Here is a 20,617-nt window from a genome sequence, read left to right as displayed (position 1 = left end):
CACCCATGAAACACCGCAGACGTTAATGAATGGTAAGAGCAACGCGGGTGGAGGTCAAGTCCCGAACTGTCTGTAAAAGCGGTCTGGGTCATGCCACGGTGGCAGCGGGTGAAACCTCTTTCTGCGCCGCTCTTTGCCGTTGCCGCTCCTCGATGTAGCGCTCCAGCTGCTTTCGTTCGTGCTCGCTGAACTGCACCCGCCGCCAGCGCTCACTCGCCCGCCACAGCACGGCGAAGACCAGCTTCAGGCACTCCCGCTCGCTCCGAAACCGCGGGATCACCTTGGCGCGCCGCCGCTCCTCCTCGAAGCTGCGCTCCACCAGGTTGGTGGTCCGGACATGCTTGCGGTGGGCGGCGGGTAGCCGCAGGTGCGCCAGGCTCGCTTCCAGGTCCTCCTGCAGGCTCTGCATGGCCGAGGGATACTCCCGCCCGAACCGCTCCACCACCTCGGCCACCAGCCGCCGGCCCTGCTCGATATCCGGTGCGTCCCGGATCGCCTCCAGGTAGGGCTTGAGCACGGGCCGCGCCTCCTCCGGCACCTTGTGCAGAACGTTCCGCATCTTGTCCACCCACGCTGGGCAAAGGCTTCGAACCCCTCGTGCAGCGCGCGGTGATCCGGCTTCATGCGGTCTTGTCCAACCCGAAGGAAGCGGCCGGTGACCTCGTCTGTCAAGGTTCACCAGTACAGTAGGCCGGTCCAGCCCCGAACTTTTACACTTGTGATTGAGGTCAAGCCGGAACCTCTGTTCGGTATCCTTTCATTCTAGACTGTCGGGCCCGTTCTTGGGGCTTTGCCAGGACGGTGACCATCACATCCTCCCAATTCCGTTGATGACGTCGGAGCCCCCGAAGCTGGGACATCTTGTTCTGCACGGTTTTGGGGCGCTGATACCGGTAGGACTCCCCGGTCAGGAGCATCCGCCACGCGACGATCAGGAGCTTCCGCGCCAAGGCGACGACGGCCCGCTTATGGCCGAGCTGCCGGCGCTTCCGGTGATAGAACTGACCGAGGGGCCCGTTATCGAATCGTGCAAGAATGTGGGCCGCTTCGATCAAGTACGTGCGCAGGAGGGGATTGCCGTTCTTACTGATCTTGCCGTGGAAGTAGGTCCCGCCGGATTGGTAGACCGATGGATCGAGGCCGGCATAGCGAGCGACCTGCTTGGGGGTCCGAAACCGGCGGGGATCGCCCAGGGCGGCCCAGATGGCGGCGGCCGTGATGGGCCCCACCCCCGTCATGGTGAGCAGGACTTGCGCTTCGGGTGTCCGGGCCAGGTGTTCGGCAATCTCGGCTTCGATGGCGGTGCACTCCTCCTGCGTGCACTGCAGTTGCCGAAGGGCGCTGACCACGATGGCCCGATCGCCGCTTGCGAAGGCGCCCAAACGCTCCGCCGTCAGAAACGCACCGAGGTCGACGCCCCGCGGTGGCTGTTCACCATACCGACGCAGCACGGCACGGATCTGATTTCGCCATCGCGTGGCGACGTTGAGGAGGCGTTCACGGTACCGTAGCAACCGCCGCAACTCGCGCACGGGTTGCGGTGGCACCCAGACCGTGGGCAACGTGCCCATCGCGAGCATCTTGGCCAGCCGGGCTGCATCGACGCGGTCGGTGTGGCGGCCCGACCCGAGCCGCCGTAACTCGACCGGGTTGGCCAGGAGGACCTGGGCGACATGCGGCGAAAGCCAATCGTACACTTCGAACGCATTCCCGGTGACCTCAAGGGCCACCCGGTCGTCGGGGCTGAGCCTTTGGAGGAAACGCGCCCATCCGTCCGGGGTGTTGGGGAACCGGGAATGCTTCTCTTTTTGGGTTTCAGGTCGCCACTCGCAGACGTGCACGTACTGGGCGTGCAAGTCAAGCCCCCAATACCGTGGCATCGACCTTCCCTCCTCAGGCCATCGAGCGCAGGGGCGGCGAAATGGGACAGCGTGCACGCATACACTTGTCCGGGCTCACGGGCACACACGCCCAGGCCCATGTGGGCGGTGCGCAGGAGGGGGCCACTCCACACACCACCGCGGGCTTGGTTGCCCATGTAAAATGGCGGCGCACCCTCCTGCCTGCGCTCCGCTGCCGCCTCCGCCCACGGAATCGGCACAAGGTTATCCCTTGAAGGTACCGATTCCTGCGCCGGGGGCTTGACCTCAATCATGCACACACCACTATGTGGGACTCTAGCCGCCAAACGCTGGACGTCGCCGGGACGCCGTGAAGGGGCAAAGGACCGGCATGGACCCGCCTCCCCGTCTGCACCAGAACCACGGCGGGATCGAAGCACCGGAACGGTGGATCCGCCGGAGAGCCAGGGATCGACAGAGACGGCACCTGACCGCCCTTCGGTCGACCCTGCGGTCTCCAGTTCGCGCCGGTCACAGCATTCGGGCCCACTTCCCGGAGCACAACGTTACGCTCGACCCGCCTGACTATGTTTCGGCAAGCTGTTCACGACCTTTATCGGCTCCCTCCGCAAGAGGCAACGGAGTCAGTTTACTTGCTGCAGGCATGCCACGCAAATCGCGAATGGCTACCCACAGCAACGCAATGCTCAACGGTGTCAAACATGTCAATCCAAACACCGTGCCGACGCTCGAAAACCCGGCCAGCACACCACCTATCAACGCTCCGACAGGCATCACCATCGTGCTGATGCTTTGTACTGTGGACCCCACCCTTCCCACGAAATGAGGAGGTGTGATCACCATCACCGCCGAGGAGACCACCACATTCATGATTCCAACCGGCAGCCACGCAACTCCAAACATCGATACCGATACGTCGGGAGACCCGAAAATAAACGCTGCAACCACGGACCCAACCCATGCAATGGTGCTGGTGACCATGCATCCAATCACGAGAATCCCCACATTAACCCCGGTGAGAAGTGGTGCAACAAGTGTTCCGGCCAGGATGCCCGCGCTTTGAGCGGCCACCAGGAATCCGTAGTACTCCGGGCCCCCCAGCGCTTCCCCGATGTGTGGCAGTATCGGCAAGAGCATGCCGTTCAGCCCGTTCGCCAGGACGGCCGTGAGGGCAATCTTGCCGACCAGCGTGCCGGATACAAAACCAACGCCTTGGACCAGGTCTCCCCAAAAGGCTTTGAAAGAGAGTTTCCCTAAAGCAGACTCCCTGGCCATTTGGGAGACGCCAATCAGCCCAAACAATACCATTGCAACGGCAAAAGTTGATACGTCGAACCACAGGGAACCGGCCACGCCGACGGTGGCGATGATGACGCCCGACATGGAGTTGAACACCACGTCGGCCGTTTCATTGGCAAATCCCATGATGGAGCTGGCATGGACCATCAGCCGGTCGGGGACGATGATGCGCATCCACTTGCCATAGGCGGGCTTGGCGGCCGTGGCGACAAGATGAATGCCGAATACCACGGGCAACACGAGCAAGGCGGGCGCGTTCTTCGTGACAAGGATCAACAAGAACGTGACGAACACGCCTTGCACGATCTGCGCTCCGACGACAACGGGCTTCACCTGGAGACGGTCGACAAAGGGCCCGAAGAGGAATTGAAACACTTGTGGCACCGTGATCAGAAATCCCGCCAGTCCGGCCACCACACCCGAAGCATCAGACTGGCTCAGGTACCACAGCGTCGCCACCAGGTAGACGCTGTCGCCAGCATTGGTGATCAAGCGGCCCAAAAACAATAGCAAGAAGGCTTTATTCGTCAACAACTCCCGGTACAACTTTCGTCATCCTTACCGTCATGCACAAGAGATCATTGCGTTCCGTAGATCACGGCGTGGACGTGTCGCGGCCCGTGGACCCCCACCACCGGGTGCAGCTCGATGTCCGACGACTTGCTGGGACCAGTGATGAAGGTGACGTTCTGCGGCGCGGTGGTGGGGTCGGCGACCCCGTACCGACCGCTGAGGCCGACGATGGCCTCGGCCAAGGTGGGCACCAGCACGGTACCCGGGACCAGGATCACCAGGTGCTCCGGGAGCAGGCTGACCGCCCGGCCCCGGCCCGGCCCGTGCACCACCGCCGCGGTGCCGCTGGCGGCCACGGCAAAGTGGGCGGCGACGATGCCCAGGTCGGCGGTGGCGGCCGCCTGACGCAGGCTCGAGGGGGCCTGCCGCTGCCGGTCTCCTCGCCAGCGGGTGACCTGGCACCCCGCCTCCTCAAGGGCGTGGAGTACGGCCTCCAGGACGGGACCGGCCCCTTCCGGCAGGTCCGGAGCGGCGGGATCCCAAGCGACGACCCGGCGCAGGCCGTGGGCCCGGGCGTACTCGGCGCAGGCGGCGGCGCAAGCGGACGCGGTGGCCTCCGGCGTGCTGCCGTGTACCCGGGTCCAGGTGCCGTGCACAGCCTCCAGCTCCCGGCCGAAGCGTTCGGGCCAGGTCGCCGGGTCCGGACCCGGGTGGTCGGCCCGGGGCAAGCCGGCGGTGGGACCGGAGGCCACCACGGGAAAGGGGTCTAACGCGGGCCCTGCCGCCGCCGTACGCTTGCCTGTCTCCTGGGGCCGGGATCCGGCCAACGGGGCCGCCCCGGGGGAAGCCGGGACGGTCGGCCTCGCGAATTGCCGTCCGGCAGCACCGCCGGGGTTGACCCCTTCCTCGATGGAAGCCGAGGCGGCGGAACGGTCGGCGGCGCTCCCGGCTCCCGGTTCCCCGGTCCTGGTCACGGCGGGCTCCGTCTCGCGGGCTAGCTCCGCCCAGCGGGCGTGGAAGGGGCGGGAGGCCACGGCCGGGAAGTCGCGGGAGGCCGTCCAGGCACCCAGGGGGCCCGGCCCGCCGCGGAGGACGGCCCCGGCCATCAGCTCGACCGGTTCCACCGGCGAGCCGGTACCGTAAGCCCCACCGGCCGCGCCCGCGACCGCGTCGTCAGGAGCGGCACCTGCGACCCTGCCGCTGAAAGCCGCATCGCCGCCGGTCGTGGTTACGTCCCCGGCGGGCGCCCCCGAGGTGGTAACGGCCGGCGGGGTGCCGGCCCCCTGAGGCCACCCGCCTGTCCGGTCTGCGGCCTCGGTGACGCCCGGCACGGCGGTGCCGGGTGCGGTGGTACCCGATGCGGTCGTACCGGCTTCGGTGGTGGCCGGTGCGTTGGTGCCCGGTGCCGCAACGCCCTGCGCGGCACCGGCCGCGGCTCCGGCCGGTTCGTCCTGAACCAGCCAGGGCACCTGCAGCCAGGCCGCGAGCCGGGCCACTAGGCGATAGCGCCGCGGGTCCGTAAAGGCCCAGCGCCACAGCCGGAACGCCCAGGCTTCGGCGCGGTGGCGGAGCCCATGCAAGCCCTCACCGCCTGAAGCTTCCCGCGTTGCACCTGTCCACACGGCGGCCTCCCGCTCCCCACCACCGGCCTCGGGGCCGGACGCGCCTGCCTCGCCTCCTGCGGCGGTCGCCGCTTTCCGCCCGGCCGCACCAGAGGGCCGGGCTCGGGGACCGGCGTCCCCATAGGCGGCTTCCCTGGCCGGCCGCCGGCGGTTCACCACCTCTTCCCGCAGGTCGACCAGAAGATCGTGCAGGGGGATCATCACCGGACAGGCCTCGTAGCACGCGCCGCAGAGGCTGGAGGCGTAGGGGAGGTCGTCCCAGCCGTCCAGGCCGCCCAGCAGCGGGGTGATGACGGCGCCGATGGGCCCGCTGTAGACGCCCCCGTAGGGATGGCCCCCGATCTGCCGGTACACGGGGCAGGCGTTTAGGCACGCCCCGCAGCGGATGCAGTGCAGGGCCTCCTGGAACCGCGTCCCCAGCAGGTTCGACCGCCCGTTGTCGACGATGACCAGGTGGAACTCCTCCGGCCCGTCGGCCTCGCCCGGGCGCCGCGGCCCGCCCACGAAGGTGGTGTAGACGGTGATCTTCTGGCCCGTGGCGCTGCGGGCCAGGACCTCCAGGAGCACGGCCAGGTCCGCCCAGGTGGGCACGACCCGCTCCATGCCCATGACGGCGATATGCACCCGCGGCAGGGAGGTGACCATGCGTCCGTTGCCCTCGTTGGTCACCAGCACCACGGTGCCCGACTCGGCCACCAGGAAGTTGACCCCCGAGATGCCCACGCCGGCGCGGAGGAACTTCTGGCGCAGCTGCTGGCGGGCGAAGGCGGCCAGGGCGACGGCGTCGTCGGGGAGGGGGCGGCCCGCCTCGCGGCTGAAGATCTCCCGGATCTGGTGCTGGGACAGGTGCACGGCCGGCGCCACGATATGGGAGGGCCGGTGACCGGCCAGCTGGATGATGTACTCCCCCAGGTCGGTCTCCACCACCTCGATGCCCGCCGCCTCCAGGTGGGGGTTCAGGTGGATCTCTTCCGTCACCATCGATTTCGACTTGACGACTCGGCGGGCGCCGGCCCGGTGGATGATGCCCAGGATCGCCTCTACCGCCTCGCCCGCCGTCGCCGCCCGGTGGACGTGGCCGCCCCGGGCCTTGACCGCGGCGACGGCCTGGTCCAGGTACCGGTCGATCTGGGCGATGGTGCGGGCGCGAATGCTGCGGGCCCGCTCCCGCCACTTGAGGGGATCGCCCAGCTGGGCCAGGGCCTCTTGGCGGCCGTAGTGCTGGCGGTAGGTGGCGCGGGGGACGGCGACGCGGAGGAAGTCGTCTCGCAGGGCCGCGGCGGCTCGCTGGCGGAAGGGCTCGGCGGGGGGACGGTGGGAGAGGCTGGCGGGTTGCGTGGTGCTGCTCAGGGCGGGGCCATGGCTGGGGCCGTGGGCGGGGCTTGGGGTGGCGCCGGCCGGGCCGCCGGAACTGCCGGGCGTGTTTCCGAGGCTGCCAGCCATGCTGCGAGTCGGCGCCGTTCCCGCCTGATGGTGATCGAATGGTGCGCTGTGCATGGCCGGTTCCTCCCCTCGGTGCGTCACTGTTGCGTTGCGGTACGCCGGTCAAGGGTGAACCTGGCGGACGAACCCGGCGGAAGCGGGCCAGGGCCAAGGCCAGCGAACCCGCGGCCGCGGGACCGTTGCGGGGACCCTGGGGTTGGGACCCTGGGGCTGCACCGAGGAAGCCCCCGACCGCCTGGCGTCGCCCCAGGTTGCTCCGGCCCGGCCGCCGGGCCCCACGATAGCCGGCGCCCGTCACCACCGGCTGTTTCCGTGGCAGTCACGCCGCGACAGTCACACCGCGGTGCTCACCCTGCCGAACCACGATGGTATACGGGCTACCGCCCAACGGTCCCGTGGCGGCGGCAGGCCCTCCACCTGCAGCCGGCATCGCCGGGCAGGGGCGATACCGGGCCCGGGCCCCCGGGCCACGCTGGCTTCCCCTACGCCGTCCGCCGGGCCGGCCTCGTCGCCTCGTCCAGGAGCTGGGCCAGGTGCAGCACCCGCACCGGCCGGCCGAGGCGCCGTAGCCGCCCGCCGATGTGCATGAGGCACCCCACGTCGCAGCCCACCAGCAGCTGCGCCCCCGTCTCCTCGATGGCCTGGACCTTGGCGTCGACCATGGCCGTCGACAGCTCCGCCATCTTCACGGCGAAGGTGCCGCCGAAGCCGCAGCACTCGCCGGGGTGGGGCAGGTCCACCAGCTCCAGTCCCTCCACCGCCCGCAGGAGCGCCAGGGGTTCCTCCACCAGGCCCAGCCCGCGGGCCATGTGGCAGGACCGGTGGAAGGTGGCGACGGCGGGGTAACGAGCGCCGAGGTCCGTCCGGCCCAGGACGTGGACGATGAACTCCGACAGCTCATAGACCCGCTCGGCGAAGGCCGCGGCCCGGGCGGCCCACTCCGAATCGCCGGCAAACAGGCGCGCGTAGTGGTGCCGGATCATGGCCGCGCAGGAGCCCGACGGCGTGACCACCGGCAGACCGGGCGCCTCCCGCTCGAAGACCTCGATCAGGTTGCGGGCGACATCCCGGGCCTCGGCCGTGTAGCCCGTGTTGTAGCCCGGCTGCCCGCAGCAGGTCTGCCCGGCGGGGAAGGTGACCTCGACCTGTAACCGGCGTAGCAGGCGGACGGTGCTCTCGCCGACCTCAGGGAAGAACAGGTCGCACAGGCACGTGATGAAGAGCGCGACGCGCACCAGGGGGGCTACCTCCCTCTTACCTTGACTCCGCCCGCTGGCCTTGCCCTCTTGATGAGACCTCCCTTCATGAGGCCCCGCTTTACGAGCGGGGACTTCCCTTGAACACGCCCCGCCCCAGCCACTGCCCGCCGTCGATGGTCAGCACCTCGCCGGTGATGAACCCGGCGTAGTCGGACACCAGGTAGGCCGCCGCGTGGGCGATCTCCTCCGGCCGCCCCATGCGGCCCAGGGGGACCGACCGGATCACCGCCTGCCGGGCCTCCTCGGTGGGCCAGAGCTGGGGCGCGGCGCCCGTACCGTCCACCGGCCCGGGGGCGATGCAATTCACCCGGATGCCCTTGGCTGCCCACTCCACCGCCAGCGTGCGGGTCATGGCCAGGACGCCGGCCTTGGCCGCCGCCGAGTGGACGGTACCGGGCCCGCCCGTCCAGGCGTAGGTGGCGATGATGTTCAAGATGTTGCCGCCCCGGCCCTGGGCGATCCAGTGCCGGGCGACGGCCCGGGTGCAGTAGAAGGTTCCGTGCAGCACGATGTTGACGACGGCGTTCCAGCCGTTGACGGAGAGCTCCTCGGCGGGGCAGACGAAGTTGCCGGCGGCGTTGTTGACCAGGATGTCGATCCGGCCAAAGCGGTCCAGGGCGGCCTGGACCATCCGGTCGACCTGCTCGGGGTCGCGGACGTCGGTGGGGACGGTCAGGGCCTCGCCGCCCCACTCCGCGATCTCGGCAGCGGCCTTCTCCAGGTTCTCCGCCTTGCGGCTGGCCAGCACCACCCGCGCCCCCAGACGGGTGAACTCCAGCGCCATGGCCTTGCCGAGGCCGGTTCCTCCTCCGGTGATGATGGCAACGCGGTCCTGTAGCGTGCCTGGCGGCAGCACGCCGGTTCCCCTCCCCTGACGCAGGTTCTTAACAGACATTCCCTTTCGGGAGGCCGGATGCCTGCTGGGCGCCGGGCCGCAAGATCCCGTCGCCCACGGGCGTAGTAGAGGGTAAGGGGCCCTTACGGGGGAGGCACCTCATCCGCCTGGGCCTTGACCTGGGTCCGGATCGGGACGTGCGACCCTCCGGACGGTCAGCGTACAGGGGCTCGTTCTACCGACGGGGGATGGTGCCGGTGGGAAGGGCGGCGAGGAGGTGGGCGAGGATGGTGAGAGCCTGGACGGCGGCTTCGCAGCGAACGCCATCGGCGGGACGTACGATGGCCAGAACCGGCTGGTGGAAGTATGGCTCGACTTTCCACGCCCGCTTCCCCGGGGTGGAGTGCTGGTTGTGCGGCTGACGAACCCGACAACGGTGGTGGAGGGTCCCTGGACCGTTTCCATTCCCCTGCGCTAGTCCTCCGCGCTAGCCGGGTGAGCGGGCGGCGCGGCTGCGGCGCCCCGGCCGCAGCGCCCGGGCCGGCCCCCTTGCCGGTGCCGGCTGACTTGTCTGTCGATTCGGCCGCCAGAGACGATGGCGCGGCCCCATAGTCTGGGAAGGATAACCATATGGACAGGAGCTTATGGGAAGAACAAGGCCCAGGCCTGTCGTACGGCCGCCTGCATCCGCTCCCGGTCCCCCGCCGAGTACACCGACGCGAACTGCTCGGGGGTCAGAAACAGCCGCAGCCGGTGATCCGGTGACGGTGCGAAGGGCAGGACCTGTTCCACCATGGCCGCCATCAGCACGATGTAGGTCGGCTCGGAGTAGTAGTTCGAGCGAAGGGCGCCCAGGTACTCCACCTTGCCCAGGGTCACCCTGGCTTCCTCCAGGGCTTCCCGCCGGGCCGTTTCCTCCAGGCTGCGGTCACCCCGCTGAACGTGGCCGCCGGGGATGTCAAAGCCCCGGGATTGCAGCGTGACCGCGACCTTTCCCTCCCGGGTGAAAGCGATGACCCCCACGCTGGTGACCTGCTCGAAGGGGGGTATGAAGTCTTTCGGCACGGGAGTCAGGGTGACCCGGTGGCGGCTGGCCGGCAGCAGGTCGGTGCGCCGTCGGTCCTGCACCGGACGGGCCCGGTCACCGGCGTTCCCGGCAACGGTCGGGTGGGGCGCGGTCCCCAGGGCGTCTTCCTAATCGTGGGTCTTACCGTGATCGTGGGTCTTATCGTGGGTCCCACCAGGTTTCGCGGGGGCATGGGCTGGACGCTCAGGGCGACGTACGAGGAGGATACCCTGTTGCCCGTCGGCGATGACCCGCACGGTCCGGCCCACCAGCGCCTGGGCCGGAAGCCAGGCGACGGACATGTAGCCGAAGCGGTCCCTGGGGACCCCCGGGGGAGGCAGCCGGTCATGCCGCGGGGCGAGATGGAAGCCGTCCTCCGTATCGAGCACCACGACCGGCTGGCCCTGACGCAGCAGGGCAGCCAGTCGCCCGTTCTCCCACAGGGGCCGGCGCCCGGTGAGCAGGATCACGGCGGGATGGCCGCTCCGATGGGGGTCCCGCCCGCCGGTGGCCGGTTCGTCCGGGTGGCCATGCCAATCATCGACGCAGGCCACGACGCCCTCGCAGTCGAAGGCACCCCACACGAACCGCGTCTCGCTCCACTTCGCATACCATGCCGCTCCCCGGGGCCACCGTTCTTCCAGGGTCCAGGGGGCCGGGCGCGGTGTGGTCCCCTCGGTGCAGCGCCTGACGGTCAACTGGTGGTTGTCGAACTCCAGCTCGGCCAGAACGGACCGGCGTCCCAGGGACGGGTACTTTCTCCGGAGATCCCCGACCAGCTTGTCCAGGTCCAGCAGGTTCTCGATGTAGGAAGCATTGCGGTCCCAGCGCGTGGTCTCCCGGTAGCGCACGGCACCGTCCGAGACCTCCAGGAAGTAAACCTCCCGGCCCCAGTGCACCTCGAGGGCGATGGTCTCGGCGGTAACCTCGGCGACCAGGGTTGGCCTGCCCGTCGTGTGGTCCATGGATTGGCGTACTCCTCTCCCGCCGCGGCGGGTCACCGGTCCGGACCCACCAGCCGGCCCACCGGCGCCTGCGGATGCCTTCCGTTGGGGGTGGTGGGTGCCGGGCGGGGCGCTGGGCGTCTCTGCAAGAGATTCCCTGCCGCGGCGCCGCCGCCTGCCGCCCTCCCCCGGGGACTGCCCCTCGGCTGCCGTTGCGCTGCCGTGACACTTACGCAACCCGAGGGACCAGCGCGTCCCCGGTGTGTCTTCAACTTATAAGGCGGTAGAAGTATTGAAGTTCTTTGCCCCGAAGCAGACGGACGCGATGCTGCCTGCGGTGCGAGACTTCGTGTACAGTCTCCAGGATCCCGATGGTGGCGTGAGGTTCATCCCGGGCGGAGCCACGATGCTGCGCAGCACTGCGGAGGGACTGCTATGGCTGGGAATGTGACCATTAATGCCTTGGGTGACGGCACTAGCCAGAGGATCGTTGCGAATCGCTCAGGTGGAAAAACAGTTGCGTTGTCAGTAGCCACCCATGGCCAATCACAGTTCTTGAGAAGCAAGCTTTAACACATAAATCATGAATCCAGTCAGAAATGCTATAAGCTTCGATTGATGGTTGACGCGATTGACACGCATCCTGATCATTATAATACCTATCAAGGCTCCTACGGGTAGCCTATTGAAAGAGAAACCTCCGAGTAGATACCACCCAATCAACGAGAGAAACAAGAGCCGTTCAGGCTGCTCGCGCCGGTAGTATGAGTACATCAGGCCACAAACCATGATGATGAAACCGAGTGGAGGCACTGTTAGCCCTCCTCTAACATGCTGAACCCCCGGGGAGGCAGCCGGTCATTCCACGGGGCGAGGTGAAAGCCGTCCTCCGAATCGAGCACCACGACCTGGCGGCCCTGGCGCAAAAGGGAAGCCAGTTGCCCGTTTTACCAAAAGCGGCCGGCGCCCGGTGAGCAGGATCACGGCAGAAGGTGCACCTCGAGGGCGATGTCTCGGCGGTAACCTCGGCGACCAGGGTGGCCCTTCCAGTAGGGTGTTCCGTGGACTTACGTGCTCCTCTCCGTCGGCGGCGGGTCACCGGTCCGGACCCACCGGCAGCCCACCGGCGCCTGCGGATGCCTTCCGTTGGGGGAGACGGGCGCCGGGCGGGGCGCTGGGCCTCTCTGCAAGAGATTCCCTGTCGCGGCGTTGCCGCCTGCCGCCCTCCCCCGGGACTGCCCTCGGCTGCCGTTGCGCTGCCGTGACACTTACGCAATCCGGGGGGCCAGCGCCTCCAAGCCGCCCATGTAGGGCCGGAGTGCCTCCGGGATGCGGACGCTGCCGTCTTCCCGCTGGTGGATCTCCAGGAGCGGGATCAGGATCCGGGGCGAGGCGACGGCGGTATTGTTCAGGGTGTAGGCGTACCGGACCCGCCCGTTCCTGTCCCGGTAGCGGATGCGAGCGCGGCGCGCCTGGAAGTCGTGGAAGCTGGAACACGAATGGGTTTCTCCGTACCGGCCGCGGCTGGGCATCCAGGTCTCGATGTCGTGTTTCAAGACCTGTCCCTGTCCCATCTCGCCCGTACAGACTTGCACGACCCGGTAGGGTAGTTCGAGGGCCTGCAGGATGTCCTCGGCGTTCTTCAGGAGTTCCTCGTGGTAGCGGCGGGAGGCGTCGGGATCGGCCTCGCAGATGATCACCTGCTCCACTTTGAAGAACTGGTGGACCCGGTAAAGGCCGTGGACGTCGCGGCCCGCGCTGCCGACCTCGCGTCGAAAGCACGGGGAGAGTGCGCAGTAGCGCCGGGGCAACTCGTTCTCCTCGAGGGTCTCATCCATGTGGTAAGCCACCAGCGGGACTTCGGCGGTGCCGACCAGGTTCAGCTCGTCCCGCTCGAGCCGGTACACCTCCTCGCGTCCCAGCGGGAAGTACCCCGTGGCCGTCATGGCCTCGTCCCGGACCAGCACCGGTGGTGCCAGCAACGTATAGCCCCGCCGAAGCAACAGGTCGACGGCGAACCGGAGGACGGCCCATTCGAGGAGGGCCCCCTCGTTCTTCAGGAAATAGGCGCGGGAACCCGCCATTTTCACCGCCCGCTCCGTCTCGATGATCCCCAGCAGCTGCCCGAGTTCCATGTGGTCGCGTGGCGGGAAGGGAAACGAGGGCGGCTGGCCCCACCGGCGGACCTCGACGTTGTCTTCGTCGGATGAACCTACCGGGGACGAGGGCGCAGGCGGGTTGGGCAGGCACAGCAGGAGGTGCTGGAGCCGGGTCTGGACGTCCCGCAGCTCGGGTTCCAGCTGTGCCAACCGCTCCTTGAGCACGGTCGCGCGGGTGAGGGCCGCGTGACGCTCCTCCGGGGGCAGGCTACCGATCCTCTTGGATAGGGCATTGCGCTCCGCCCGCAGGCGCTCGACGACGGCGAGGAGCTCGCGCCGGCGCCGGTCCAGGGTGACCGCCAGGTCTACCGTTTCGGGGTCGAAGCCCTTGAGTCGGGCCGCTTCGCGAATGCGCTCGGGATCCTTGCGAAGCAGTTCCGGATCGATCACGATCGTCTCCCCCTGCGGCACTGCAAAAAAGAGACTCCCGCCCTTCCGGGCGGGAGTCGTCCCGCGGTGCCACCGGACTTGGCGCCGTGACGGCGCCCGCTCGTGCCGCGTATCGGGCGGCAGCCGGCCGCCTTCCCACCAGGCCTGTGCACGCGACGGCGCGCGAACTGTACCCGTGGCTCGGCGGCGAGCTCCCGGGCGGATTCCCCAGGCGCGGCCTACCGGCTTCCACCGTCCCGGCTCGCTGGGAGGCGCGCTTCCCGGGTACTCTTCCCGTTCATCGCCTTCGGAAATCGGAGATGGCGAGACCCCGTTGTCTGTCACGACGCTATCACGGATCCAGCAAGCGGGTCAACGGACCGAGGGCTCTAACAATAGGAACCAAGAAGAAGGGGGGCCGGGAGGCGCAGGAACCGCCCGGCACGATGTGCAACGAACTCTCTACGCGCGCCCTCGTTCGGAGCCCGGCGCCACGCCGGCGGCCGGGAGGCAAGGTGCATGATTCCCAGCCCAGGGAGGGAAGGCCCGTGCACGACCTGGTGGACGGCCCACGGTTGGCGGAGGTCTACCTTGAGGCGGTCAAGAGCCGGTTCCGCTACATCAAGGACCTCGCGGAGCGGGCGCTGGCGCAGGTGGACGACGACGCCCTCGCCTGGTCTCCCGGCGGGGAGTCCAACAGCATCACGGTGCTCATCAAGCACTTGAGCGGCAACATGGTCTCCCGGTGGACCGACTTTTTGACCTCGGACGGCGAGAAGCCCGATCGCGACCGGGATGCCGAGTTCGCCGAAGAGCGGCTGCCCCGGCAGGAGCTGATGGCGCGCTGGGAGAGGGGGTGGCGGGCGCTCTTTGCGACGCTGGATGCCCTGAGGCTGGGCGACCTGCTGCGGACCGTGTCCATCCGCGGCGAGCCGCACACCGTGATCGACGCCATCGAGCGCCAGCTGTTCCACACCTCCTATCACGTGGGCCAGATCGTCTACCTGGCCAAGGCCAGGGCTGGCGAGCGGTGGCAGAGTCTCACCATCCCTCGCAAGCGATGATCGGGCCCGGGGGCCCCTGCCGTGACCGTACGTGTGCGGTGACTCAGGGGACGCAGGCGGCCCATCGAGGCGGGGCGAGCGAACAGACGCTGGGCGGACGTTCACCGGGGCGGGTCCCCGGCACGTCCCCCGCGTCGCCTTCGCCAGCGGCCTCCGGGCTGGGCCTCAAGCTGTGCCGGATCGTTGCGTCAACCGGCCTCAGGTCCGTTCAACCGGCGCCACACGAGGTACGAGTAGACCGTGGTGCCAAGGGTCACCCCGAGCACGCTGGCCAGGATCACCGGCACCGTCCAGCTGGGCGGTAGGAAGGCGGTCGTCGCGATGGCCAGCCCCGCGAGGATGAACAGCCAGCCCCCGGCACGATGGGTCTTGCGCCACACCGCCTCACTGGACAGCGTCCACGGCGTGCGGATGCCGAAGAAGAAGTTGGGGCGCACTTGACCCATGACGTTGCCCATGATGATCAGCATCAGGCCGACGCCAAGACCGATGACCCGGTCGACGGCGACGGGGATGCCGAGGCCGGTCATGAGGACCACCGCGTGGACGCCCAGCAAGAACAGGACGGTGATCTGCCGGGCCAGCCGGTAGGCACCTGCGAACCGGGGGTAGTTGGCGCGGCGCGGGTCGATGGACGGAAGAACCTTCAGCAGAAGGTACGTGCCCGCCGCCGTCGCCCAGCCGAACCACGCTGCGAAGGCCCTGGGAGCCCATCCGTCTGGCTGCCCGGCTGCGTTCCAGTGGATCACCATCGGATCCGGTAGGCGCGGGTAGACCGCGGCGGTCGCCAGGGCCGCCAGGGCGAGGAGCAGCCATTCCAGAACGTCACGACCGCGGTCGTCCCGGTCCGGCCCCTGGCCGTCTTGCGGCGGAGCCGCATGCCCACCGCGCGTGGACGTCGCGGGGGCGCCGGCTTCCGGGCCGGCCCCGGAGCCGTGCGAGGTCACCGCGGGCCCGCCAGGTCCATCAGCCATGCGATCACCTCCTGGAAGACCGTGGTGTTGAGGGAGTACACCACGTGTTGGCCTCGCCGCTCGTCCAGCACCAGCCCCGCATGCTTAAGGAGGCTCAGGTGGTGCGAGATGCTGGCCTGGGTGACCGGGAAGTGGGCGGCGATCTCCCCAGCCGTCAGGTCGCGGTCGCGGAGCAGCCGCAGGATGGCCCGGCGGGTGGGGTCGGCCAGGGCTTTGAAGACCAGCTGGGGCTCACCCACGCTGTGCCTCCTTGAGGCTGTTTTTAGAAGTTTGTCTAAATATTAAACTACGTATCGTGAACCCATCAAGGGGTGCATCCCTTGGTCGCGGGTTCGCGGGGGTCTGGCCCGGTGAGGCGGTCAAGAGGAGGTCCCTTCGGGGGGGCGGCCCCGGTGGTGACGGGCGGGGCGCGGTCAGGGGCCCGGACCCCCACGGAGGGGGATGGCGGGATCGGGGGCGGAATCGCCGCGTCCGCAGGCCGGGTTGGCTGCGCGGGCGGCGGGCTGGCCCGTCACCACCCCGTCCACGCCCCGTGCGAACCGTTGCCACTCGTCCACCCACCGATGAAGGGCCTGATGGCCCTGGGGCAGGATGCGATAGTACTTCCGCGGTGGCCCTTGCGGTGAGGGCTCGAAGTATCCTTGGACGAACCCGGCCCGCTCCAGGCGGGCGAGAACGGGGTAGATGCTCCCCTCGCTGACGAGGTGCAGCCCGCGCCGGCCGAGTTCTTCCACCATCTCGTAGCCGTAGCGGGGTCGCTCGGCGATCAGGGCCAGGAGCAGCATGTCCAGGACGCCTTTGAGCAGCTGGCTGCCGCGGGTTTCATCGCGACCACGGTCGCGCAAGGCTCGGACACCTCCTCCGGCAACGGTCTGGGCCTCGTTCGTGCGCCAGGACCCGGTGGCCGGCCCCGGCGGCCGGTGCATGACCCGGGCGACCATGGTGGCCTGATCCGGGTGCTGGCGTCGTCCGCCTACGGGAGGGAGGCCGGTGCCCGCGGCCGGGTGGGGTCGCGGAGGATCGCAAGCCCGTTGATCACGAGGCAACCCACCATGACGAGCACCGCCTGCCACCGGGGGATCTCGAGGAGGACCCACTCGGGTACCCAGGGCATGGCCGGGCTCAGGACCAGCATGCCGACGAAGGTGACGGCGGCCACCGCCACCCACAGGCGGCCGTAGCGCTCCCTGGCGCTGTTGGCCAGCCAGCGCGCACCCAGCCGGGGCGAGAACAGGATCCAGACGCCCGTTGCCATCCACAGCACCTGGACGAGGTGAGCCGCCTCCACCGCGACGACCGGATGGACCCAGACGGCCGGTAGCAGCGTGATGAAGACCGCCGCCGCGACGATCTGCGCCGCCAGCACCAGCGCCTGCCATCGGGGCTGGTGCCGGCCCACGGCGCGCCACCACTCCTCGGCGAACCGGGCGACGTCGCCGCCGATCACGGCCTCGACGGATTTGCCGGCCGCCACGGCTTGCTCGAGGTGGGCCCGCAGCTCGGCGGCCATCTGATCGATCTGCGCCCGGGGAAGGCCGGCGGCGACCCAGTACACGATGCACGAGTCGACGGCCTCGGTGACGGGGTTCTTGGGTCCCTGCGCCATCGTCCAATCCTCCTGGCCATGGCGTATCTTGTACCGCAAGGTACTGCGTCGAGCATAACAGAGGCTATCATGTTTTGCAATATAGTCGCGGCCGCGAGGCGACACAGGGCTGGGTCGCGGGGCGGCGCAGGGGTGGGGTGGGTTGCGAGGCCGCTCACGGGTGGGTCGCGAGGCGGCTCAGGGGCCGAAGCGCGGCCGCCGGTCCGCCGGCCGAACGGCGTGGGTGGGCGCGGCCCACGCCCCTTGACGCCGGTGGCGTCAGCTGCGGACAACTAACGGTGGTAGGCCGCGGTGGCGATGGTGGGATGCCGGTGGCCGACGCCTGTGGGGACTGCGACCTGTGCAACGAATGGTGGCGGTGACGATGGTGGGATGCTCGACCTTGCACCGAGGTCAGCGGGGGCTGGGCCAGGCCGACGACCCGTGGGCGATGGGCCCCGGGAGGAGCGGTCGAGCGGTGCGTGATCTGGCGGTGTGCAAGCTGGGAAGGTGCGGCGTGCCGGCGCGGGCCCGTGCCAAAGCCGCGGCCCTGCTGGTCGCGTTGGTCCTCGCCGTCGCCCTCGGAGCGGCTGGGTGCGGCACCGAGACGGAGCCGGCCACACCGGCGGGTCCCGGCTCGTCGGGGGTGGCGCCGTCCGGCCGCGATGCGGCCGCGGACGATGGGACCGGGGCCACGGAGCCAGCCGCGGGTGCCGCCGGCGAAAGCGCCGAAGGGTCCACGGGCACCGGTGCGAAAAGGGATTCGTCGCCGTCCTCGGGGCGGCTGCAGCCCGCCGCGGAGCGTCAGCGTCCGGGACTCACCCGCGCCCGGGTGGTGGACGTGATCGACGGCGACACCCTCGAGGTCGAGCCCCTGGGCGGTGCGCCGCTGCCCTCGACGCGGGTGCGGCTGATCGGTGTCAACACCCCCGAGGTCCACGGCGAGGTCGAACCCTACGGTCCGGAGGCGGCCCGCTTCACCCGGCGGCATCTCGCGGGCCGGGTGGTGTGGCTCGAGAAGGACGTGTCGGAGACGGACCGCTACGGCCGCGCCCTGCGCTATGTTTGGCTGGTCGAACCGCCTGAGCGGCCGACGCCGGCCCATGTGCGGGAGGGGATGTTCAACGCTATCTTGCTCCTGGAGGGCTACGCCCAGGTGGTCACCTACCCGCCGGACGTGCGATACGCGGACCTGTTCGTCCGGTTCCAGCGCGAGGCCCGGGAGGCGGAGCGCGGCCTGTGGGGCCTGCGGGCTGCGTCCGGCGGAAGGTATGGTGCCGGCGCGGCTGACGGCGGCTCGTCGCAGCCGGGATCCGGCGCGATCCGGACGGCGGGAGCGCGGGATCCCGCCCCCGTCGGCCGACGCGGAGGGTGCGATCCCGCCTATCCCGACGTGTGCATCCCATCGCCGCCGCCGGATCTCGATTGCGGGGACATCCCCTACCGCGACTTCCGGGTGCTGCCGCCCGATCCGCACCGGCTCGACGGCTGGGACCGGGATGGCGTCGGATGCGAGCGGTGATCGCCGTCGCGACCGCTGGGGGACCGGTGTCCGATCACGGCGGGCATCCGAACGCGGGGCCCGGTCCCATGAAGGTTGCGACCGGGGGGTGGAGACGGCCCACGCCAGGGCCACCACACCCCCCAAGAGGTCGCGGGCCCACATCGGACGACCAGCGTGATCATGCAGTCGCATCCGTCGTGCCGCCACACCCCCCAAGAGGTCGAGGGCCCACATCGGTCTGCGGGCCTGGGTCCGGTCGATGCGATACCCCCAACAGGCGAGGCCGAGCAGCACGGCGCCGCTCGCCCCTCGTACCAGGGCGCTGAGGACTGTCAGGATTCGGCCGACGAGTGCGTCCGGCATGGGATCGACCCCCGTCCCTTGTTGCCGATGACGGCGCCAGGGCTGACGTGGTGTCGCGTGCTGACGTGGTCCCTGGGCCCCCGTTGGCCAGGACCGTCTGCCCGCCTGGGTCCCCGGCCCCGGCCTCGGCGACCTGCGGTCGGTGGGGGGAGCGGTCGCACGGGGTGAGCCGACCTGTCATCGGAGTTCGTCACCGCAGGCGGCGCTCCCACCCGCGTTGCCGCTCCCACCCGCGCTCCCGTCCCTCCGGCCTTGTGCCCCTTCCCGGACCTGTGCTACGTTAACCGCGATTTCCCTGCTCCCACCCGGGTCCGGCCGGCCGACGGGCGGCGCGCAGCACCCCGCCCGGCCGCGAACGACCCAAGGGCACGAGCGTCGAGCGGGAGGAGAGCACCTTGCCGCAGCCGGAACTGCAGTCGCGCACGGCCTGGCCGCCGGTGGTCACGAGCCCCCGCGGCCACCTGGCCATCGGGGGAGCCGACGCCCTGGGCCTGGTGGAACGGTTCGGGACGCCTCTCTACGTCCTCGACGAGGCCGCCATCCGTCGGCGTTGCCGCGCCTACCGCGAGGCCATGGGCGACGCCGGGGTCGTGGCCTACGCCGCCAAGGCGCTGTGCACCACCGCCGTCCTCCGCATCATGGACCAGGAGGGGCTGTGGCTCGACCTGGTCTCCGGCGGCGAGCTCCACACCGCCCTGTCCGCCGGGTTCCCGCCCGCCCGCGTCCTCCTGCACGGGAACAACAAGAGCGACGAGGAGCTGCGCCTGGCCATCGAGGTCGGCGTGGGCCGGGTCGTCGTCGACAACTTCCACGAGCTGGAGCGCCTGGCTGCCATGGCCCGGGCCGCCGGCCGCACCGTTCCCGTCCTCCTGCGGGTGGCGCCGGGGGTCGAGGCTCACACCCACGAGTTCATCCGCACCGGCCAGCAGGAGTCCAAGTTCGGCTTCGACCTGGCCACCGGCCAGGCCCTGGAGGCCCTGGACCGCGTGCTGGACGAACCGGCCCTGGACTGGTACGGCTTCCACTGCCACATCGGCTCGCAGATCCTGGCCGTCGAGCCCTGGGAGCAGGCGGCCCGGATCATGATGGACCTGGCCGCCGAGGCGCACCGGCGCACGGGCCGGTTCGTCCGGGAACTGGACCTGGGCGGCGGCCTGGGCATCCGGTACGTGCCGGGTGACGAGCCGCCCTCCATCGCCGAGACGGTCACCCGCATCCGGACCGCCGTGGCCCGCCTGGCGGACGAGCGCGGCCTGCCGGTGCCGCGACTCATCCTGGAGCCCGGGCGGTCCGTCGTGGGCGAGGCCGGGGTCACGCTGTACACGGTGGGGTCCGTCAAGCGCGTCCCGGGCCTTCTGCCCTACGTGGCCGTCGACGGCGGCATGGCCGACAACCCCCGGTACGCCCTCTACCGCGCCCTCTACACGGCGGTGCTGGCGAACCGGCCGCTGGACGAACCGGCCGAGCGGGTCTGCCTGGTGGGCCGCTACTGCGAGTCGGGCGACGTGCTGATCCCGGAGATCGATCTGCCGCGGGTCGAGCCCGGCGACGTGGTGGCGGTCTTCAGCACGGGCGCGTACAACTACAGCATGTCCAGCCAGTACAACCGCTTCCCGCGGCCCGCCATGGTGCTGGTGCGGGACGGGGAGGCCGCGGTCATCGTGGAGCGGGAGACCTACGACGACCTGGTGCGCCACGACCGGATCCCGCCGTCCCTGGCGCGGGAGGGGTGAGGGACCTCGTCCCCGGTGCGTGG

17 protein-coding genes are annotated in these 20,617 nt (G+C 69.5%); 4 read left to right on the top strand and 13 right to left on the bottom strand.

The genetic code is table 11. The features are described from left to right. Positions 1 to 88 precede the first annotated feature (88 nt). From Q5761_RS08700 to fadH, 6 genes are all read right to left on the bottom strand, one after another. Complete coding sequence (locus Q5761_RS08700) at positions 89 to 559, bottom strand: transposase (RefSeq protein ID WP_318750285.1); 471 nt, start codon at positions 557 to 559, stop codon at positions 89 to 91. Between the two features lie 169 nt (positions 560 to 728). Then, positions 729 to 1,880, bottom strand: a complete 1,152-nt coding sequence (locus tag Q5761_RS08695; protein WP_318750284.1) for an IS110 family transposase — start codon at positions 1,878 to 1,880, stop codon at positions 729 to 731. A 546-nt stretch (positions 1,881 to 2,426) separates the two neighbouring features. Then, entirely contained in the window at positions 2,427 to 3,707 is a 1,281-nt protein-coding gene (locus tag Q5761_RS08690; protein ID WP_318750283.1) for an MFS transporter, read from the bottom strand. A 32-nt stretch (positions 3,708 to 3,739) separates the two neighbouring features. After that, positions 3,740 to 6,793 carry a LutB/LldF family L-lactate oxidation iron-sulfur protein gene (locus Q5761_RS08685; RefSeq protein ID WP_318750282.1) on the bottom strand — a complete coding sequence of 1,018 codons (3,054 nt, stop codon included), beginning with the start codon at positions 6,791 to 6,793 and terminating at the stop codon, positions 3,740 to 3,742. Between the two features lie 428 nt (positions 6,794 to 7,221). Further along, positions 7,222 to 7,974 carry a (Fe-S)-binding protein gene (locus Q5761_RS08680; protein ID WP_318750281.1) on the bottom strand — a complete coding sequence of 251 codons (753 nt, stop codon included), beginning with the start codon at positions 7,972 to 7,974 and terminating at the stop codon, positions 7,222 to 7,224. An 82-nt stretch (positions 7,975 to 8,056) separates the two neighbouring features. Then, a complete protein-coding gene (gene fadH, locus Q5761_RS08675; RefSeq protein ID WP_318750280.1) occupies positions 8,057 to 8,854 on the bottom strand; it encodes a 2,4-dienoyl-CoA reductase in 798 nt (265 codons plus the stop codon). Positions 8,855 to 9,110: 256 nt separating this feature from the next. On the opposite strand from fadH, the gene Q5761_RS08670 reads away from it, so the two are divergent. Then, entirely contained in the window at positions 9,111 to 9,311 is a 201-nt protein-coding gene (locus Q5761_RS08670; RefSeq protein WP_318750279.1) for a hypothetical protein, read from the top strand. Positions 9,312 to 9,475: 164 nt separating this feature from the next. Here the strand turns inward: Q5761_RS08670 and Q5761_RS08665 are convergent, their stop codons facing one another. The 3 genes from Q5761_RS08665 to serS form a co-directional block, all read right to left on the bottom strand. After that, the gene (locus tag Q5761_RS08665; RefSeq protein ID WP_318750278.1) at positions 9,476 to 9,961 is read right to left on the bottom strand and encodes an NUDIX hydrolase; all 486 of its coding nucleotides are present in this window, start codon (positions 9,959 to 9,961) and stop codon (positions 9,476 to 9,478) included. Between the two features lie 66 nt (positions 9,962 to 10,027). Next, entirely contained in the window at positions 10,028 to 10,864 is an 837-nt protein-coding gene (locus tag Q5761_RS08660) for a hypothetical protein (RefSeq protein WP_318750277.1), read from the bottom strand. A 1,247-nt stretch (positions 10,865 to 12,111) separates the two neighbouring features. Further along, a complete protein-coding gene (gene serS / locus Q5761_RS08655; RefSeq protein WP_318750276.1) occupies positions 12,112 to 13,392 on the bottom strand; it encodes a serine--tRNA ligase in 1,281 nt (426 codons plus the stop codon). 527 nt (positions 13,393 to 13,919) lie between these two features. Between serS and Q5761_RS08650 the strand changes: the two genes are divergently transcribed. Further along, a complete protein-coding gene (locus tag Q5761_RS08650; protein WP_318750275.1) occupies positions 13,920 to 14,435 on the top strand; it encodes a DUF1572 family protein in 516 nt (171 codons plus the stop codon). Between the two features lie 188 nt (positions 14,436 to 14,623). Here the strand turns inward: Q5761_RS08650 and Q5761_RS08645 are convergent, their stop codons facing one another. The 4 genes from Q5761_RS08645 to Q5761_RS08630 form a co-directional block, all read right to left on the bottom strand. Then, positions 14,624 to 15,409 carry an SdpI family protein gene (locus Q5761_RS08645; protein ID WP_318750274.1) on the bottom strand — a complete coding sequence of 262 codons (786 nt, stop codon included), beginning with the start codon at positions 15,407 to 15,409 and terminating at the stop codon, positions 14,624 to 14,626. Next, positions 15,379 to 15,648 carry an autorepressor SdpR family transcription factor gene (locus Q5761_RS08640; RefSeq protein ID WP_318750273.1) on the bottom strand — a complete coding sequence of 90 codons (270 nt, stop codon included), beginning with the start codon at positions 15,646 to 15,648 and terminating at the stop codon, positions 15,379 to 15,381. The genes Q5761_RS08645 and Q5761_RS08640 overlap by 31 nt, the downstream gene beginning before the upstream one ends. 174 nt (positions 15,649 to 15,822) lie before the next feature. Next, complete coding sequence (locus Q5761_RS08635) at positions 15,823 to 16,254, bottom strand: PadR family transcriptional regulator (protein WP_135225837.1); 432 nt, start codon at positions 16,252 to 16,254, stop codon at positions 15,823 to 15,825. Positions 16,255 to 16,382: 128 nt separating this feature from the next. Continuing rightward, positions 16,383 to 17,015, bottom strand: a complete 633-nt coding sequence (locus Q5761_RS08630; protein ID WP_318750272.1) for a hypothetical protein — start codon at positions 17,013 to 17,015, stop codon at positions 16,383 to 16,385. Positions 17,016 to 17,472: 457 nt separating this feature from the next. On the opposite strand from Q5761_RS08630, the gene Q5761_RS08625 reads away from it, so the two are divergent. After that, a complete protein-coding gene (locus tag Q5761_RS08625) occupies positions 17,473 to 18,516 on the top strand; it encodes a thermonuclease family protein (protein WP_318750271.1) in 1,044 nt (347 codons plus the stop codon). A 740-nt stretch (positions 18,517 to 19,256) separates the two neighbouring features. After that, the gene (gene lysA / locus Q5761_RS08620) at positions 19,257 to 20,594 is read left to right on the top strand and encodes a diaminopimelate decarboxylase (protein ID WP_318750270.1); all 1,338 of its coding nucleotides are present in this window, start codon (positions 19,257 to 19,259) and stop codon (positions 20,592 to 20,594) included. Positions 20,595 to 20,617 lie beyond the last annotated feature (23 nt).

Source organism: Thermaerobacter composti, assembly GCF_033582035.1.
Classification (GTDB): domain Bacteria; phylum Bacillota; class Sulfobacillia; order Thermaerobacterales; family Thermaerobacteraceae; genus Thermaerobacter; species Thermaerobacter composti.
This window is presented reverse-complemented; position numbering and strand designations above follow the sequence as displayed.

Bases quoted from the DNA above. Each gene is read 5' to 3' on its own strand.
- Q5761_RS08645 (WP_318750274.1), bottom strand. From the start codon at position 15,409: ATGGCTGATGGACCTGGCGGGCCCGCGGTGACCTCGCACGGCTCCGGG.
- Q5761_RS08660 (WP_318750277.1), bottom strand. From the start codon at position 10,864: ATGGACCACACGACGGGCAGGCCAACCCTGGTCGCCGAGGTTACCGCC.
- Q5761_RS08685 (WP_318750282.1), bottom strand. From the start codon at position 6,793: ATGCACAGCGCACCATTCGATCACCATCAGGCGGGAACGGCGCCGACT.
- Q5761_RS08700 (WP_318750285.1), bottom strand. From the start codon at position 559: ATGCGGAACGTTCTGCACAAGGTGCCGGAGGAGGCGCGGCCCGTGCTC.
- Q5761_RS08630 (WP_318750272.1), bottom strand. From the start codon at position 17,015: ATGGCGCAGGGACCCAAGAACCCCGTCACCGAGGCCGTCGACTCGTGC.
- Q5761_RS08695 (WP_318750284.1), bottom strand. From the start codon at position 1,880: ATGCCACGGTATTGGGGGCTTGACTTGCACGCCCAGTACGTGCACGTC.